This is a genomic window from Brachybacterium sp. sponge, from assembly GCF_001613775.1.
In the GTDB taxonomy this organism is placed as follows: Bacteria; Actinomycetota; Actinomycetes; order Actinomycetales; family Dermabacteraceae; genus Brachybacterium; species Brachybacterium conglomeratum.
Window position 1 is genome coordinate 1,713,038 of sequence record NZ_LRMP01000001.1, and the last position, 15,026, is coordinate 1,728,063.

The 15,026-nt window shown below is 73.5% G+C and carries 17 protein-coding genes; 7 read left to right on the top strand and 10 right to left on the bottom strand.

What is annotated here, in order from left to right; translation table 11 throughout:
- Positions 1-144: 144 nt before the first annotated feature.
- Entirely contained in the window at positions 145-621 is a 477-nt protein-coding gene (locus A4A78_RS07570; protein ID WP_062947687.1) for a VOC family protein, read from the bottom strand.
- Between the two features lie 155 nt (positions 622-776).
- Here A4A78_RS07570 and A4A78_RS07575 point away from each other — a divergent pair, with 155 nt between their 5' ends.
- Complete coding sequence (locus tag A4A78_RS07575) at positions 777-1,220, top strand: VOC family protein (protein ID WP_062947688.1); 444 nt, start codon at positions 777-779, stop codon at positions 1,218-1,220.
- A gap of 83 nt (positions 1,221-1,303) precedes the next feature.
- Here the strand turns inward: A4A78_RS07575 and A4A78_RS07580 are convergent, their stop codons facing one another.
- From A4A78_RS07580 to A4A78_RS07590, 3 genes are all read right to left on the bottom strand, one after another.
- Positions 1,304-2,323, bottom strand: coding sequence for an LLM class flavin-dependent oxidoreductase (locus A4A78_RS07580; protein ID WP_062947689.1), 1,020 nt, complete (start codon positions 2,321-2,323; stop codon positions 1,304-1,306).
- A 147-nt stretch (positions 2,324-2,470) separates the two neighbouring features.
- Positions 2,471-2,713 carry a PspC domain-containing protein gene (locus A4A78_RS07585; protein WP_062947690.1) on the bottom strand — a complete coding sequence of 81 codons (243 nt, stop codon included), beginning with the start codon at positions 2,711-2,713 and terminating at the stop codon, positions 2,471-2,473.
- 146 nt (positions 2,714-2,859) lie between these two features.
- Positions 2,860-3,777 (bottom strand): DUF3152 domain-containing protein, encoded by a 918-nt coding sequence (locus tag A4A78_RS07590; protein WP_156488573.1) that lies wholly within the window; start codon positions 3,775-3,777, stop codon positions 2,860-2,862.
- Between the two features lie 37 nt (positions 3,778-3,814).
- On the opposite strand from A4A78_RS07590, the gene A4A78_RS07595 reads away from it, so the two are divergent.
- Positions 3,815-4,549: a DUF429 domain-containing protein gene (locus tag A4A78_RS07595; RefSeq protein WP_062947695.1), complete on the top strand. Its 735-nt coding sequence runs from the start codon at positions 3,815-3,817 to the stop codon at positions 4,547-4,549.
- Positions 4,550-4,622: 73 nt separating this feature from the next.
- Here the strand turns inward: A4A78_RS07595 and A4A78_RS07600 are convergent, their stop codons facing one another.
- A complete protein-coding gene (locus A4A78_RS07600; RefSeq protein ID WP_062947697.1) occupies positions 4,623-5,204 on the bottom strand; it encodes a 1-acyl-sn-glycerol-3-phosphate acyltransferase in 582 nt (193 codons plus the stop codon).
- A 121-nt stretch (positions 5,205-5,325) separates the two neighbouring features.
- Positions 5,326-5,766: an alternative ribosome rescue aminoacyl-tRNA hydrolase ArfB gene (gene arfB, locus A4A78_RS07605; protein WP_062947699.1), complete on the bottom strand. Its 441-nt coding sequence runs from the start codon at positions 5,764-5,766 to the stop codon at positions 5,326-5,328.
- Between the two features lie 125 nt (positions 5,767-5,891).
- On the opposite strand from arfB, the gene A4A78_RS07610 reads away from it, so the two are divergent.
- The 5 genes from A4A78_RS07610 (at position 5,892) to A4A78_RS07630 (ending at position 12,126) form a co-directional block, all read left to right on the top strand.
- Positions 5,892-6,206 carry a 4a-hydroxytetrahydrobiopterin dehydratase gene (locus tag A4A78_RS07610; protein WP_062947701.1) on the top strand — a complete coding sequence of 105 codons (315 nt, stop codon included), beginning with the start codon at positions 5,892-5,894 and terminating at the stop codon, positions 6,204-6,206.
- Positions 6,203-7,153 carry an L-lactate dehydrogenase gene (locus tag A4A78_RS07615; RefSeq protein ID WP_062947703.1) on the top strand — a complete coding sequence of 317 codons (951 nt, stop codon included), beginning with the start codon at positions 6,203-6,205 and terminating at the stop codon, positions 7,151-7,153. The genes A4A78_RS07610 and A4A78_RS07615 overlap by 4 nt, the downstream gene beginning before the upstream one ends.
- Positions 7,154-7,268: 115 nt before the next feature.
- Positions 7,269-9,602, top strand: coding sequence for a sodium-translocating pyrophosphatase (locus A4A78_RS07620; RefSeq protein WP_062947705.1), 2,334 nt, complete (start codon positions 7,269-7,271; stop codon positions 9,600-9,602).
- Entirely contained in the window at positions 9,592-10,422 is an 831-nt protein-coding gene (locus A4A78_RS07625; RefSeq protein WP_062947707.1) for an alpha/beta fold hydrolase, read from the top strand. Before A4A78_RS07620 ends, A4A78_RS07625 begins: the two co-directional genes overlap by 11 nt.
- Positions 10,423-10,464: 42 nt before the next feature.
- On the top strand, positions 10,465-12,126 hold the full coding sequence (locus tag A4A78_RS07630; RefSeq protein ID WP_062947709.1) for an ABC-F family ATP-binding cassette domain-containing protein: 1,662 nt from the start codon (positions 10,465-10,467) through the stop codon (positions 12,124-12,126).
- Between the two features lie 16 nt (positions 12,127-12,142).
- On the opposite strand, the gene A4A78_RS07635 is transcribed toward A4A78_RS07630, so the two are convergent.
- The 4 genes from A4A78_RS07635 to A4A78_RS07650 form a co-directional block, all read right to left on the bottom strand.
- Positions 12,143-12,454, bottom strand: coding sequence for a hypothetical protein (locus tag A4A78_RS07635; protein ID WP_062947711.1), 312 nt, complete (start codon positions 12,452-12,454; stop codon positions 12,143-12,145).
- Between the two features lie 183 nt (positions 12,455-12,637).
- Positions 12,638-13,132 carry a flavin reductase family protein gene (locus A4A78_RS07640; RefSeq protein WP_062947713.1) on the bottom strand — a complete coding sequence of 165 codons (495 nt, stop codon included), beginning with the start codon at positions 13,130-13,132 and terminating at the stop codon, positions 12,638-12,640.
- 101 nt (positions 13,133-13,233) lie between these two features.
- Positions 13,234-14,037, bottom strand: coding sequence for a VOC family protein (locus A4A78_RS07645; RefSeq protein WP_062947715.1), 804 nt, complete (start codon positions 14,035-14,037; stop codon positions 13,234-13,236).
- A 127-nt stretch (positions 14,038-14,164) separates the two neighbouring features.
- The gene (locus tag A4A78_RS07650) at positions 14,165-14,920 is read right to left on the bottom strand and encodes a helix-turn-helix transcriptional regulator (protein ID WP_062947717.1); all 756 of its coding nucleotides are present in this window, start codon (positions 14,918-14,920) and stop codon (positions 14,165-14,167) included.
- Positions 14,921-15,026: the final 106 nt, after the last annotated feature.

Sequence of the window (15,026 nt, forward strand, 5' to 3'; positions counted from 1 at the left end):
GAGGACGAAACGCCGGCGCGGATCTCACGGCTCGGTCGGCCTGCCCCGCAGGTCGGAACGCCCCGACGCCGGACCCCGGTCGTCGGCAGCGACGGTCGAGAAGCGACGCGGTCGACCCGCCTGCTGTCGGGCGGTGCGGGCCGCTCAGCCGGCGGCGGCTTCGAGCCGGGCGACGTCGAGCTTCGTCTGCGTCATCATCTCGCGCGTCACCGCCTCGGCGTGCGGGCCCTGCAGCAGCTCGTTCAGCCGCTGCGGGATCACCTGCCAGGACAGTCCGAAGCGGTCACGGCACCAGCCGCACTGCGACTCCGCGCCGCCGTCGGCGATCAGCGCCTCCCACAGCCGGTCGACCTCCTCCTGCGACTCGACGGTGAGCATGATCGAGACCGCCTCCGACAGCGGGAAGGCGGGCCCGCCGTTCAGCAGCGTGTACGGCACCCCGCCGAGCACCAGGTCGACGGTGAGCGCCTGCCCGGTCATGTCGGGGCCGTCGGGCGGGCCGCCGCCGGCCTCGTACTGGGTGCGCTGGACGATCCGGGAGCCCTCGACGAGGGAGACGTAGAACTCGGCGGCCTCGTCGATGCGGCCGTCGAACCAGAGACAGGTGCCGATGGTGGTCATGGGGCTGTCCTCCTGCAGTGTCGGTGCTGCGGGTCGGTGCGGGCCGGCGGCCCGTCGTGCGCTCACAGTAGAGCCGTGTCGCCGCCGCAGGTAGGTCCGATCCTGCGCACTGCGGAGTCTGTCCTCCGCGGCGGGGCGGGTCTACTGTCCACGGCATGAGCATCCACATGGAGAATGTCGGGATCGCGGTGCGCGATCTCGAGGAGGCGATCGCCTTCTTCACCGACCTGGGCCTGTCCGTGCTCGGGAGGGACACCGTCCGCGGCGAGTGGGCCTCGACCGCCGTGGGGCTGGACGGCAACCACGCCCGGATCGCGATGCTCGGCCTGCCCGACGGGAGCGGGCAGCTGGAGCTGTTCGAGTACCTCCACCCGCAGGCGATCGAGACCGCCCCGACCCAGCCGCACGAGATCGGCATGCACCGCGTCGCCTTCCGGGTCGAGGACCTCGACGCGGCGCTCGAGATCGCAGCGCGTCACGGCTGCCATCCCCTCCGGGGCGTGGCGACCTACGAGGACGTCTATCGCCTGACCTACCTGCGCGGACCGAGCGGGATCCTGGTCATGCTCGCCGAGCAGCTCGGCGGGACCGGGGACTGAGCCGGAGGGCCGGCGGCGGGCCGAGGCGACCGGAGGAGCGGCCGACGGGACGCGGTGCGGCGTGCCATCGGGCTCGTCGGCCCTCAGGCGCTCGCCGGGGTCCAGCCGAGCGCCGGACCGAGCCGAGTGGCGATGTCGGTGAGGATCTGCACGTAGTCCTCGTGGTCGAAGCTGAAGGGGAGCGCGAAGGCGACCTCGTCGACCTCGCGGAAGCCCTCGTGCGCCCACAGCTGCTCGGCGATCTCCTCGCTCGTGCCCACCAGGTCCGGGGCGAACATCATCCGGCGCGGACCCTGCGGGGTGCGGGTCCGGGGCAGGCGCTCTGCGGCATAGGCGCGGTAGCGCTCCGCCTGGGCGGCCGAGGCCGAGTCGGTGGGGATCACGACCAGGCCCTGCGAGGCGCGGGTGCCGCCCGCGGCGCGGAAGGCGCGGATCTGTGCGGCCTGGACCGCGGCGAAGTCCGGCTCCTCGTCGGGGCCGGGGAAGAGGACGCTGGAGGAGAGCAGGTGCAGGCCGTGCTCCCCGGCCCAGACGGCGGAGTCGAGGGAGCCGGCGCCGTACCAGAGCCGCTCGCGCAGGCCAAGGGAGTGGGGCTCGACGCGGGCGGAGTACTCCTCGACCACGCCCTGCTTCCCCTCCAGCTCCCGCACCCGCTCGCCGGCGAGCAGGCCCGCGAGACGCTCCACCCTGGTCTTCGAGAAGTCCTCGACCTCGGCGGTGTCCGGGTAGAGGGCGTCCTTGACGGTGTCGTACTGCATCGGGGTGCCGACGCTGACGCCGGGGTTGATCCGGCCGCCGGAGAGCACGTCGACGGTCGCGAGGTCCTCCGCGAGGCGCAGCGGGTTCTCCCAGCCCATCGGCGTCACCGCCGTGCCGAGCTCGATCCGGGAGGTGCGCTGGCTCGCCGCGGCCATCACCGCGATCGGGGAGGAGATCCCGAACTGCAGGTGGCGGTGGCGCAGCCAGGCACTGTCGAGGCCGAGCTCCTCGCCGAGCTCGATGAGCGACAGGGTCGACTCGTGCCCGACCGCGGGATCGGCCGGATCGAACAGACCGATGGTCAGGAAGCCGAGGCGGCGCAGGGGACGGGAGCGATCGGGCATCGGGGACCTTCCGGAGCAGGGCGCCCTGGGGCGCGGTGCGCTCATCGTATCCAGCGCTGCTCCGGGGTCCCTGGGCGATCTGGAGCCCCGGGGCGAGCTCGGCCCGGGCGCGGCGGCCGCCCGTGGAGCGTCGCCCGGCCGACGGGCTCAGCCGCGGTCGAGCAGCCGCTCGAGCGGGATCGTGCCGTCCTGCCAGGGGGTCAGCAGCCACACCGCGAGATAGGCACCGACGCCGAGCACGGGCAGCAGGAAGGAGGCGAGCACGAGCAGCCGCATGATCCACACGTTCAGACCGGTGAGCTCGGCGAGGCCGCCGGCGATGCCGCCGAGGACGCGCTGGGGGCCGCGGCGGAAGCGGAAGCCGCGGAGGGTCGCGAAGAAGGAGTTCATGGGATCGAGGCTAGGCGCGGCCACGGCCCTCGGCACTGGGGCTGGCCCCCGTCCTCGGCGCGGGATTCCCGCTCGTGCGCCGGGCGGGACCCGAGCGGCGGGGTCGGGCCGCAGTTCCCGGGTCCGGCCGTTGCGGCCCGGTCCCGTCAGTCCTCCTCGTCGGCGGGCCAGGCGTTCGACGTGCATCCCTGCAGGTCGATGGACTGCTGGAGCATGACCGGGGCGGGTGCGCCCTCGGCCGGGCAGCTCGCGTGGCCGTGGCCGAGGAAGTGCCCCACCTCGTGGTTGATCATGTACGCGCGGTACTCGGCGAGGTCGTCGTAGGTGGGGGTCGCGTGCAGCCAGCGGTCGGAGTTCAGCGCCACCTCGGGCCCGATCCGGCAGCTCCACAGTCCGCCGGTCTTCGCCGGCAGGCACAGCTCGTCGACCGTGGGCGGGGAGCCGATCGAGATCGTGAACTCCGCCTCTGCCGGGTCTGCGACCCGGTGGAAGACGACGTCGGCCGGGCTCTGCCAGCCGCGCTCGTCGGCGAGCACGGCGGCGATCTCCTCTGCGGCCTCCTCGGCATCGACGCCGATCCCGTCCTCGACCCGCACCGCGTAGGTGCGCAGCACGCCCTCGGTCGGCGCGTCCCCCGCCGCGGCGGCGACGGTCCAGGTCCCGGCGCCGACGGTCCCGCTGCGCACCATCTCCACGTCACCGCCCGACTCCGGGGACTCCGCCTCGGGGGTCCCCTCCGCCGCGTCATCGGTCGGCGTCGCCTCCTCGTCGGATGCTCCGTCGGCGGGGGACTCCTCGCCGGTCGGCTCCGCCGCGGGGGCGTCGTCCTCCGCCGGGGTCCTGCCGCCCTCGTCGGAGGCGGCGGGTGTCTCCTCGTGCTCCGGTGCCGCGGTCCCCGCGGCGGTGCTCCCGTCCTGCTGCTCCGTCGACCTGCCCGCCCCGCGCACGAGCGAGACGAGCAGCAGCACCAGCGCGATCACGACCAGCAGCACGAGCGCTGTGCGCACGAGGCGACCCCGCCTCGTCAGGCGGAGGACGGGACGGTGCGGCGTGGGCTCAGTCACTCCTCGAGAGTACGGGTGAGGTCCCTATCCTGGGCGGATGCCCACGCGCTATGTCGGCCTCGATCTGGCCGCCCAGGACCGTCGCACCGGGCTCGCGGTGCTGCGCGAGGAGGATCCCGCCTCTGGCGCGCTCGTGCTCGAGGAGGCGGCCACCGGAGCGGACGACGCCCTGATCGCGCAGAGGGTGCGCGGCGCGGGGAAGGTCGGGGTCGATGTGCCGGTCGGCTGGCCGCGCCGCTTCGTCGAGCTGCTCGGCGCCCAGGCGACCGGGACCCTCGCGCCGCCCGGGTCGACCGGGGACGAGTGGCGTCGAGGACTGGCGATGCGGGAGACCGACCGTGCCGTCCACGCCCGCACCGGCCTGACCCCGCTGAGCGTCTCCACGGACCGCATCGCCCATCCCGCGCTGCGCTGGGCCGGGATCGAGGCGCGGCTGCGGGAGGAGGGGATCGACGTCGCCCGTGACGGGAACGGGCGGATCTGCGAGGTCTACCCCGCGGCGGCGCTGCGGCGGTGGGGTCTGCCGCACCGCGGCTACAAGGGCACAGGCGGGCGCGCGGCGCGTCGCGGACTGGTCGAGGCGCTCGGCGGGCGGTTCCCCGGCCTGGACTGGGCCGGCCACGACGCCGCCTGCGTGGAGGAGGACGATGTCCTGGACGCGGTGATCGCCGCGCTCATGGCCCGGGAGGTCGCCCGCGGCCGTGCCGTCCCGCCGCCGGACCCGCTGCGGGAGATCGCCCTGGTAGAGGGGTGGATCTGGCTGCCCCGGTAGTCCGCAGCGTCCGGTCGGTCCCCAGCGCACCGCGTCCAGGTGCGATCCTGTCGGCCGGCCCCGCCGCGACGGCTCACTCCGTCTCGGGCAGGTCCTCCTCGCGCAGCCTCGGCTCGACCCGCCGGTCGGGGGCGAAGCCGGCCTTGTCGGCGAAGAAGGCGCGGATGCGGTCCATGTCGGCTCGCACGTCCCCGGTCACCTCCATGATCGGGCCGAGCCCGCTGGTCATGGTGGTGCGGTCCACGTAGCCGAGGGTGAGCGGGAGCCCCGTCGCGCGCGCGATCCGGTAGAAGCCGGACTTCCAGTGCGTGTGCTCCCCGCGCGTGCCGTCCGGGGTGATGACCAGCCCGAACACCGTGCCGGTGCGGACCAGGGCGATGACCTCGTCGACCACCTTGGCGGGGTCGCTGCGGTCCACCGGGATGCCGCCGAGCGTTCGCATCACCGGCCCCTTCCAGCCGGTGAACAGGTCGTGCTTGCCCAGCCAGCGCAGTTTGATCCGCAGCCGCCAGGCGATCCCCAGCATGAGTACGAAGTCCCAGTTCGAGGTGTGCGGGGCGCCGATGAAAAGCGTGGGCCGGTCCGGGACGCGCTCGACGACGAGCCTCCAGGGCGACACCGCCCAGAACAGGCGCGCGATGAGCTGACGGATCATGGTGCGAGGGTATGCGCTGATCGGGGCGCGGACGGACGAATGCCCATGTCCGGGCTGATCGGTCCGCGAGCGAAGGTCCCGCCGTGCGGTCGGGGCCCGGCCCACAGGGCCCGCCTGCCGCTCATTCGCCCCGCGGCGGCCTGCGGGTCTGCTTGAGGTCGGCGCGGCGACGCTTGGCGGCGAGGCGTCGGCGGCGGGAGCCGGCCGTCGGTCGGGTCGCCCGACGCGGCACCTCCGGGGCGACAGCCTCGCGCAGCAGCGCGGCGAGCCGCTCGCGCGCCGCCCGACGGTTCCGGTGCTGCGAGCGCTGCTCGGAGGCGGTGACGGTGAGGACCGTGCCGGCGGTGCGGGTCGCGAGACGTTCGAGCACGCGGGCACGCTGGACCTCGTCCAGGGCCGAGGTGGCGGCGAGGTCCAGGCTCAACTGCACCCGCGAGTCGGCGGTGTTCACTCCCTGACCGCCCGGCCCGGAGGCATGGGAGAACTGCTCCACCAGCTCCGCGGCGGGGATGCGCAGGCCGCGGGGTGCGCCCGGTCCCGGGGCCACGAGCAGGTCGTCCATGCCCCCAGTCTGCCGTCCGCGCCGGTGTGCCGCGTTGCGCGGACGATCATGGACGCCGGGTACGAGGGCCGGGCCGGGCTCGCCCACCCCTGGCCGTACGGCGCCGACGGGGGCACGATGGGGTCATGGCTGATCCGAAACAGACCCTGACCCCCGAGCAGATCGCCGACGCCGGGCTCACCGGCTGGCATCAGGAGGGCGAGGCCCTCATCGCACACTTCGACACCGGCGACTTCGCGACCGGGCTCGCGTTCGTCAACCGCGTCGGAGTCTCCGCCGAGGCGGCGAACCACCATCCCGACATCCTCCTGACCTATCCCGAGGTCACCGTGACCCTCTCGAGCCACGACGTGGGCGGGGTGACCTCCCGCGACCTCGCCCTCGCCGGGACGATCAGCACCCATGCCGAGGAGCTCGGCGTGGCACGCTCGAGCGCATGATCGAGAACTCGAAGCTCACCGTCATCGGGGCCGGCGCCGTCGGCTCGAGCGTCGCCTACGCGTCCCTCATCCGCGGCTCCGCCCGCCACGTCGCCCTGTACGACATCGACGCCCCGAAGACCGAGGCCGAGGTGCTCGACCTCGCCCACGGCACCCTGTTCACCCGCGCCAGCGACATCATCGGCGGCTCCGACATCGGCGTCGCCGAGGGCTCGCACGTCGTGGTGATCACCGCCGGCGCCAAGCAGAAGCCCGGACAGACGCGCATCGAGCTCGCCGCGACCAACGCGAAGATCGTCGGCTCGATCGTGCGGGACGTCCTCGAGGTCGCCCCGCACGCGATCATCGTCATCGTCACCAATCCCTGCGACGTCCTTACCATGCTCGCCCACGAGGCCTCGGGACTGCCGCCCGAGCGGGTGTTCGCCTCCGGCACCGTGCTGGACACCTCGCGCCTGCGCTGGGAGATCGCGCGCCGCACCGGGGTGGCGCCCACCTCCGTCCATGCCCAGATCGTCGGCGAGCACGGCGACACCGAGTTCCCGCTGTGGTCCGCCGCCCGCATCCACTCCGTGCCGATTCTCGAGTGGCGCGGGGAGGACGGGGCGCCCCTGTTCACACTCGAGGAGCTCGACCGCATCGCCGTGGACGTCCGCGAGGCCGCCTACAAGGTCATCCAGGGCAAGGGGGCGACCAACTATGCGATCGGGCTCTCCAGCGCCCGCATCGTCGAGGCGATCCTCTCCGACGAGAATGCCGTGCTGAACGTCGCCACCGTGCTCTCCGACTTCCACGGCATCGACGGCGTCGCCCTGTCGGTCCCGAGCGTCGTCGGCTCCACCGGCGCCCGGCCGATCCGGGAGACGCCGTTCTCGGCCGAGGAGCTGGAGAAGCTGCGCGCGAGCGCCGCCGCGCTCGAGGAGGTCGCCGCCGGGCTGCGGGGCTGAGGCACGCCTGCCGGGGCCGGCCTCCCTACCCGCGGGTCTGTACGTCGGCCCGACGAGGGGCTAGTGTGCCGGCACCTGGAAGGACCCCGGAACACGACGACGTGCGGAGGACCTCATGAACCCCGATCCCATCACGCTCTCCCTGGGCAGTCTCACCACGGTGGGGGTGATCGTGGTGATCGCTCTGATCGCGATCGCGATGGCCCTGCGCTTCCGTGCCGAGGTGCTGCGGGCCCGCACCGGCACCGAGGCGATGAACGAGGTCGCCGGCGCCGTGCAGGAGGGAGCCGCCGCCTATCTCCGCAGGCAGCTGCGCACCCTCGGCGTGTTCGCGGTGATCGCGTTCCTCCTGCTGCTCCTGCTGCCCACCCACGGCGCCGAGGGCACGGAGGGGATGCTGCTGCGCGGCGCCCGCTCGGTCGCCTTCCTCGTCGGCGCCGCGTTCTCCGGTCTGATCGGCTATCTCGGCATGTGGCTCGCGGTGCGCGCGAACGTGCGCGTGGCCGCCGCCGCGCACGAGACCGGCCGCGACCCCGCGATGCTGATCGCGGTGCGCACGGGCGCCTGCGTCGGCATGGCGACGATCGGCTTCGGCCTCCTCGGCGCCGGGGCCGTGGTGCTGCTCTTCCGCGGGGACGCCGCGCTCGTGCTCGAGGGATTCGGCTTCGGCGCCGCGATGGTCGCGATGTTCATGCGCGTCGGCGGCGGCATCTTCACCAAGGCGGCCGACGTCGGCGCCGATCTCGTGGGCAAGGTCGAGCAGAACATCCCCGAGGACGATCCCCGCAATGCCGCGACCATCGCCGACAACGTGGGCGACAACGTCGGGGACTGCGCCGGCATGGCCGCGGACCTCTTCGAGTCCTACGCGGTCACGCTCGTCGCCGCGCTGATCCTGGGCCGGGCCGCGCTCGGCGAGGCCGGGATGGTCTTCCCCCTGATCGTCCCCGCGATCGGCGTGATCACGGCGCTGATCGGCATCTACCTCACCACCCCGAAGCGGGGCCAGAGCGCGCTGACCACGATCCGTCGCTCCTTCCTGCTCTCCGCGATCGTCTCCGCCGTGCTGTGCACGATCGCAGCCTTCGTGCACCTGCCCGCGAGCTTCTCCGCCCTCGGCATCGAGGGCGCCTCCGCCGCGATCGACGACCCGCGGATCGTCGCCGCCGGCGCCGTCGTGATCGGCATCGCCCTCGGCATCGCGATCCTCTATCTCACGGGCTACTACACCTCGACCGAGGACCGGCCCGTGCGGCAGGTCGCCGCGACCTCCCGCACCGGCGCCGCAACCGTCGTGCTCTCCGGCTTCTCCCTCGGGCTCGAGTCCGCGGTGTTCACCGCGCTGGTGATCGCGGCGGCGGTGTTCGGGGCGTTCCTGCTCGGCGGGGCCGGGGTGACCGGCGTGTTCGCGATCGCGCTCGCCGGCTGCGGGCTGCTCACCACCGTCGGCGTGATCGTCGCGATGGACACCTTCGGCCCCGTCACCGACAATGCCCAGGGCATCGCCGAGATGTCCGGGGACGTGGACGGAGAGGGCGCGCAGGTGCTCACCGAGCTCGACGCCGTCGGCAACACCACCAAGGCCATCACCAAGGGCATCGCGATCGCGACCGCCGTGCTCGCCGCGACCGCGCTGTTCGGCTCCTACACCGACGCGATCCGCGACGTGCTCGGGGATCGCTACCAGCACTTCCTCGCCCAGTCGGTGGTCTTCTCCCCGCAGACCCTGGTCGGCGTGATCATCGGCGCGGCCGTCGTGTTCCTGTTCTCCGGCCTCGCCATCAGCGCTGTCGGCCGCGCCGCCGGGGCCGTGGTCTACGAGGTGCGCCGCCAGTTCCGGGACATCGCCGGGATCATGGAGGGCACCGCCAAGCCCGAGTACGGCAAGGTCGTCGACATCGTCACCCGCGACTCGCTGCGGGAGCTGGCCACGCCCGGCCTGCTCGCCGTCGCCGCCCCGATCGCCGTCGGCTTCGGGCTCGGCGCCCCGGCGCTCGCCGGCTATCTCGCCGGCGCAATCGCCTCCGGCGTGCTGATGGCGATCCTGCTGGCGAACTCCGGCGGCGCCTGGGACAACGCGAAGAAGATCGTCGAGGACGGCCACCACGGCGGGAAGGGCTCCGACGCTCATGAGGCCACGATCATCGGCGACACCGTCGGCGACCCCTTCAAGGACACCGCCGGCCCCTCGATCAACCCCCTGATCAAGGTGATGAACCTGGTCGCTGTGCTGATCGCGCCCGCGGTGGTGGGGATGAGCGCGCTCAGCGGCCAGGCCGATCCGCTGCGCTACGCGATCGCCGCCGTCGCGATCGTCGCGATCGCGGTGGCCGTGACGATCTCGATCCGCCGCGGCGTGGTGCTGGAGACCGAGGACGAGTCCGCCGCCGAGGACGACGCGGAGCCTGCACAGCAGGTCGGCCGGAGGCGGAGCCCCGATGGTACGTGACCAGGGCGCCCTCGACTCCTGGGCCGAGGGGGAGGGCGAGCCGCTGCTGCTGATCCGCACCGCGCTGTCCGCACAGCACCTGGTGCCGCTTGCCCGCGAGCCGGCGCTGGCGGAGCACTTCCGGCTCCTGACCTACGACCGGCGCGGCTACGGGCAGAGCCCGCCCCTGCAGGCGCCCGGCTCCCTCGAGCGGGAGGCCGCCGACGCCGCAGCCGTGCTCGACGACCTCGAGGCCGACAGCGCGCACGTGCTCGGCGACAGCTACTCGGTCGCCATCGCCCTCGAGCTCGCGCTGACCGCTCCCGAGGGGGTGCGGAGTCTGATCCTCATCGAGCCCCCACCGGTCCTCGCACCGGGCGCAGACCGATTCCTGGCCGCGAACCGGCAGCTGCTCGACTCCGTCGAGTCCGACGGCGTCGACGCGGCGCTGGAGGAATTCCTCGGCGCCCTGTCGGGCCCGGGATGGCGGTCAGAGTACGACGGCGTCGTCCCCGGCACGAGCCGGCGCATCACCCAGGACGCCCCCGCCTTCTTCACCGCCGACATCCCGGCCCTGCTGGACTGGTCGCTCGATGCGGAACGGGCGACGCGCCTGGAGCAGCCGATGCTCCACGTCGCCGGGACCGAGAGCGGGCCACTGTTCGCGACGGTCCACGACTGGCTGCACGACCTGTTCCCGCACGTCCGCACGGTGTCCGTGCCCGGGGCCGGGCACGATGTGTCCTTCACCCATCCGGCGGAGGTCGCCGCCGCCGTGGCGGAGTTCCTCCAGCAGGCCGGCGGCACCCACGACCCCGGGCGCCGCCCCGGACGGTCCTGACGCAGGAGCGAGCACGCGCCTGGACGGTGCGAGAATGCCGGGATGACCGCCACCCTCGTCGCCCATGACCTCGCCGGAGGGTACGGCCACCGCATCCTCTTCGACGGCCTCGACCTCACCGTCGCCCCCGGGGACGTGATCGGCGTGGTCGGCGCGAACGGCGCCGGGAAGTCGACGCTGCTGCGCCTCCTCGCCGGCGCCGCGGCCCCGCAGCAGGGCGGACTGACTCTCTCCCCGTCGGACGCCTTCGTGGGCTGGCTCCCGCAGGAGCACGAGCGGACCCCCGGGGAGAGCGTCGCCGGGTACGTCGCCCGACGCACCGGCTGCGCCCGGGCCACCGCCGACCTGGATGCCGCCGCCACCGCCCTCGAGCACGACGCCCCGCCCGGCGGCCCCGACCCGGCCGACGTCTACGCCGCGGCGCTGGACCGCTGGCTCGCCAGCGGCGCGGCCGACCTCGAGGAGCGCCTGCCCGTCGTGCTCGCCGACCTCGGCCTGCCGATCGGTCCGGGGGAGGCGGAGCAGGTGGCGATGACCTCCCTCTCCGGCGGCCAGGCCGCCCGGGTGGGGCTCGCCGCGCTGCTGCTCTCCCGCTTCGACCTGGTGCTGCTGGACGAGCCCACCAACGACCTCGACCTCGACGGCCTCGCCCGGCTCGAGGCCTTCGTCCAAGGCCTCCGCGGAGGGGTGGTGCTGGTCAGCCATGACCGCGAGTTCCTCGCCCGCTGCGTCACCGAGGTGCTCGAGCTCGATCTCGCCCAGCATTCCCACCGTCTCTACGGCGGCGGCTACGAGGCCTATCTCGAGGAGCGCTCCACGGTGCGACGCCATGCCCGCGAGCGCTACGAGGAGTTCGCGCAGAAGAAGGCCGACCTCGTCGACCGCGCCCGCACCCAGCGCGAATGGTCCAGCCAGGGCGTCCGCAACGCGATGCGCAAGGCGCCGGACAACGACCGGATCCGCCGCCGTGCCCAGACCGAGTCCAGCGAGAAGCAGGCGCGGAAGGTGCGGCAGATGGAGAGCCGGATCGCGCGGCTCGAGGAGGTCGAGGAGCCGCGCAAGGAGTGGCAGCTCCAGTTCACGATCCGGGCAGCGCCTCGCTCCGGCAGCGTCGTCGCCACCCTCGCGGGCGCCGCGGTGCACCGGGGCGACTTCACGCTGGGGCCGCTCTCCCTCCAGATCGACGCCGGCGACCGCATCGGCATCACCGGCCCCAACGGCGCCGGGAAGTCGACCCTGCTGCAGCTGCTGCTGGGCAGGATCGAGGCCGACGAGGGCTCTGCCTCGCTCGGCGCGAACGTGCGGATCGGCGAGATCGACCAGGCGCGCTCGCTGCTGGCCGACGAGGCGCCGCTGGCCGACGCGGCCGGGGCGCTGCTGCCGGAGATGACCCCGGCGGACGTGCGCACCCTGCTGGCCAAGTTCGGCCTGCGCGCGGACCACGTGGGCCGGCCCTGCGCCGAGCTGTCCCCGGGCGAGCGGACCCGTGCGGCGCTCGCCCTGCTCCAGGCGCGCGGCGTGAACCTCCTGGTGCTCGACGAGCCGACCAACCACCTGGATCTGCCCGCCATCGCGCAGCTCGAGCAGGCGCTCGAGAGCTACACGGGCACGCTGCTGCTGGTCACGCACGACCGGCGCATGCTCGAGACCGTGCGCATCGACCGGCGGTGGCAGGTGGAGGACGGCGAGGTCGCCGAGCTCTGAGGCCCCTGCTTGCCCGTCAGCCCGCGAGCGGGCAGGGCTCGAGCACGTCCAGCGCGATCCGCGCCGCCTCGTCGGGGGAGGAGGCCTCGTGCATCACCGGATCGGAATCGCCTGCGACACCCACCAGCCAGGTCGCCCCGTCCTCCTCGTCGAGCCGGGCCACGATCACCGCACCGCGCTCCACGCGCGGGATCCGCAGCAGCGGACGCTCCGGGTCCAGGTGCAGGACGCCGTCGAGCTCGGGACGCTCCGCGAGGAGGGCGCGGCGGATCTGCTCGCGCTCGAGCCAGTCGCCGAAGGCGACCGCGAGGTCACGGGTGAACTGCATGGAGGGTCCTTCCTCGGAAGCCAGGATCCGCTCGGGCGCTCAGGGCCCGACGGGGAACAGCTCGACCGCCCGGAATGCGGTCTCACGACGATTGTTGGACACAGGTCCGACAAATGGGAGTGACCGAGGCGTACTCCTCACTGGAGTCCGGCGGTCTGAGACGCGTCTCACGCGCCCCGGGGCTCAGCAGGCGATGTCGCCCTCGACGAGCCCCTTGAAGCGGCTGCGGTGGAACACCATCGCCTCGGCGGCCGGTGAGCTGTCGATCGCGAGGACCTCGAGCAGCGCGAGGTCATGATCGCCCGCGCGCACCTCGTCGTGGACCCGCACCGTCATCCAGGCCGGCGCGCCCTGCAGCACCAGCGCGCCGTTCTCGTCGACCTCCACGTCCAGGCCCTCGAAGCGGCGCTCCCGGTCGGGTCCCGCGAGCTGGCGGGTGACGCCGCGCTGGCGATCGCCGAGCACCGTGACCCCGAGATGCCCGTGGTCCCTCAGCGTCGGCCAGGTGCGCGAGCTGTGCTGCACCGCGACGGAGACCAGGGGCGGCTCGAGGGAGACCCCGACCGTGAAGGTCGAGGCGACGAGTCCGTGGCGCACGCCGTCGATCTCGGCGGCGACCAGCACCACTCCCTGCGGGAAGTGGGAGAAGGCCTCACGGAGCGCGGAATCGGTCAGCATGCTCCTGACTCTAGGACGCGTGCCGCGCCCGCGCACGGCGGGGCCCACGTCCTGGGACCCGACCGTCATGCGGCGTCATAGTGGCAGGTCAGCGAGGTGGGTCAGCCCTCCGGCGTCGCCTCGCTGATCGCGCTGATCTGGAAGCTCGCCCCCTCGGGATCCGCGATCGTGGTGATCCGTCCGAACGGCGAGTCGATCGGGCCGTCGAGCACGCTCCCGCCGAGCTCCCGTACCCGCTGAAGAGCCTGCTCGGTGCTCTCGACGGCGAAGTAGACGCGCCATCCCATGGCCTCCTCGGGCATCATCCCGGCGGCGTCGCACAGGCCCCAGCTCGCGCTCTCGCCGGGTCCGTTGGTCGCGTAGCGGAAGTCGTCCCCGCCCTCGTCCATCCCCTCGCCCATCGGCACCAGCTCGGCGTCGAACACCGTGGTGTAGAAGGCGGCGGCATCGTCGTAGCGGTGGGTCATCAGCTCGAACCAGACGGGGGAGCCGGGCTTCCCGGTGAACTCGTAGCCCTCGAGCTGATTCGGCTGCCACATCCCGATGGGGGCGCCGACGGCGTCGAGGACCACGGCCATGCGGCCGGAGTCGCCAATGTCATCGGCGGGGACGACGACGCCGCCGCCCGCCTCGCGGGCCCTGGCGACGCGGGCGTCGACGTCGTCGACGGTGAGGTAGACGCCCCACTCGGACGGCAGGGGGCTGCCCTCGGGGCAGGTCATCCCCGCCACGGACATCGCGCCGCCGACGAGCTTCCCGTCGTTGCGGAGGATCCGATAGCCGCCGAACTCCTCGCCGAGGTCCTCGGCGTCCCAGTCGAAAAGGCCGGAGTAGAAGGGCATCACGGCGGAGACGTCCTGTGCGGAGAGATCGAGCCAGGCGCTGGTGCCGGTGCTGCGGGTCATGTTTCCTCCTGCGGTCTTGGTTCCTGCGGCGGCTCCGGCCGGTCCGGCCGGGGCTCCCACGCTAGGTCGGCCGCGGAGCGCAGGTGAGTCCGATCGTGCGCAGTGCGCCGGCACCGTGCCGCGCGGGTCAGGCGGGGCGCAGCGCCGGCAGGGCCGATAGCATCGGCACGCTCCCGCCCGCCGCGGAGGTCCCGAAGCGGAGCGTCACCTCCCCGGGGCCGGTCAGCGGCGCAGGGTGCGCCGCGACCATCGGCGCCCGCGGTGCGAGCAGGTCCAGCGGATCGGCGTGCGGCGGCACCGCGAAGGCGAGCAGGAAGGGGGCGCCCGCGCACAGGGGGAGGTCGACGTGGTCGACGCCCGTGACGAGCACGCCCGAGGCCGGCAGGCCGATCGGCGCAGGCTGCGGGTACCAGCCCACCCAGAGCGAGGGATCGCCGCGCCGGTCCGCGCCCTCGGGGAGCTCCAGCACCGCCCGCACGGCCCGGGCGCCCAGCGGGTGCGGGCGCAGCATCGTGAAGGGGCGCGGGGGAGTATCGGCGACCGTCTGCGCGAGGCGGCGCAGCTGCCCCGGGGTGACGCCGACGGTGCTGCGGAAGCGGCGGCCGAAGCTCGAGAGGGAGTCGAAGCCCACCTCGCAGGCCACGTCGATGACCGCGGCGTCGTCCGCCAGCAGCAGCTCCTTCGCCCGTCCGACGCGCAGGGCGATCAGGTACTGGCCGGGGCCGATCCCGAGCTGCGCGCTGAACAGGCGCGAGAAGTGGAAGGGGCTGTAGCCGGCCGCGTCGGCGAGATCGGCGACCTGCAGCGAGGGCGCCCGATCCCGGGCGAGGTCCACCACGGAGGCCATCGCGGCCTCCGGCAGGGGCGTCGTGAGCGGCGTCACCCTCGACAGTCTACGGAGGCGGCGCGTCGGCCGGGAGTGCGGCGACCCCGCCGACCGGGACGGGTCGACGGGGTCGCGGGGGAGGGGCGCGCCCAGCGGTGGACCG

Coding starts and splice junctions, on each gene's coding strand:
- A4A78_RS07620 (WP_062947705.1), top strand. CDS start 7,269: ATGAACCCCGATCCCATCACGCTCTCCCTGGGCAGTCTCACCACGGTG.
- A4A78_RS07575 (WP_062947688.1), top strand. CDS start 777: ATGAGCATCCACATGGAGAATGTCGGGATCGCGGTGCGCGATCTCGAG.
- A4A78_RS07610 (WP_062947701.1), top strand. CDS start 5,892: ATGGCTGATCCGAAACAGACCCTGACCCCCGAGCAGATCGCCGACGCC.
- A4A78_RS07615 (WP_062947703.1), top strand. CDS start 6,203: ATGATCGAGAACTCGAAGCTCACCGTCATCGGGGCCGGCGCCGTCGGC.
- A4A78_RS07600 (WP_062947697.1), bottom strand. CDS start 5,204: ATGATCCGTCAGCTCATCGCGCGCCTGTTCTGGGCGGTGTCGCCCTGG.
- A4A78_RS07570 (WP_062947687.1), bottom strand. CDS start 621: ATGACCACCATCGGCACCTGTCTCTGGTTCGACGGCCGCATCGACGAG.
- A4A78_RS07625 (WP_062947707.1), top strand. CDS start 9,592: ATGGTACGTGACCAGGGCGCCCTCGACTCCTGGGCCGAGGGGGAGGGC.
- A4A78_RS07630 (WP_062947709.1), top strand. CDS start 10,465: ATGACCGCCACCCTCGTCGCCCATGACCTCGCCGGAGGGTACGGCCAC.
- A4A78_RS07635 (WP_062947711.1), bottom strand. CDS start 12,454: ATGCAGTTCACCCGTGACCTCGCGGTCGCCTTCGGCGACTGGCTCGAG.
- A4A78_RS07595 (WP_062947695.1), top strand. CDS start 3,815: ATGCCCACGCGCTATGTCGGCCTCGATCTGGCCGCCCAGGACCGTCGC.
- A4A78_RS07640 (WP_062947713.1), bottom strand. CDS start 13,132: ATGCTGACCGATTCCGCGCTCCGTGAGGCCTTCTCCCACTTCCCGCAG.
- arfB (WP_062947699.1), bottom strand. CDS start 5,766: ATGGACGACCTGCTCGTGGCCCCGGGACCGGGCGCACCCCGCGGCCTG.
- A4A78_RS07585 (WP_062947690.1), bottom strand. CDS start 2,713: ATGAACTCCTTCTTCGCGACCCTCCGCGGCTTCCGCTTCCGCCGCGGC.
- A4A78_RS07645 (WP_062947715.1), bottom strand. CDS start 14,037: ATGACCCGCAGCACCGGCACCAGCGCCTGGCTCGATCTCTCCGCACAG.
- A4A78_RS07580 (WP_062947689.1), bottom strand. CDS start 2,323: ATGCCCGATCGCTCCCGTCCCCTGCGCCGCCTCGGCTTCCTGACCATC.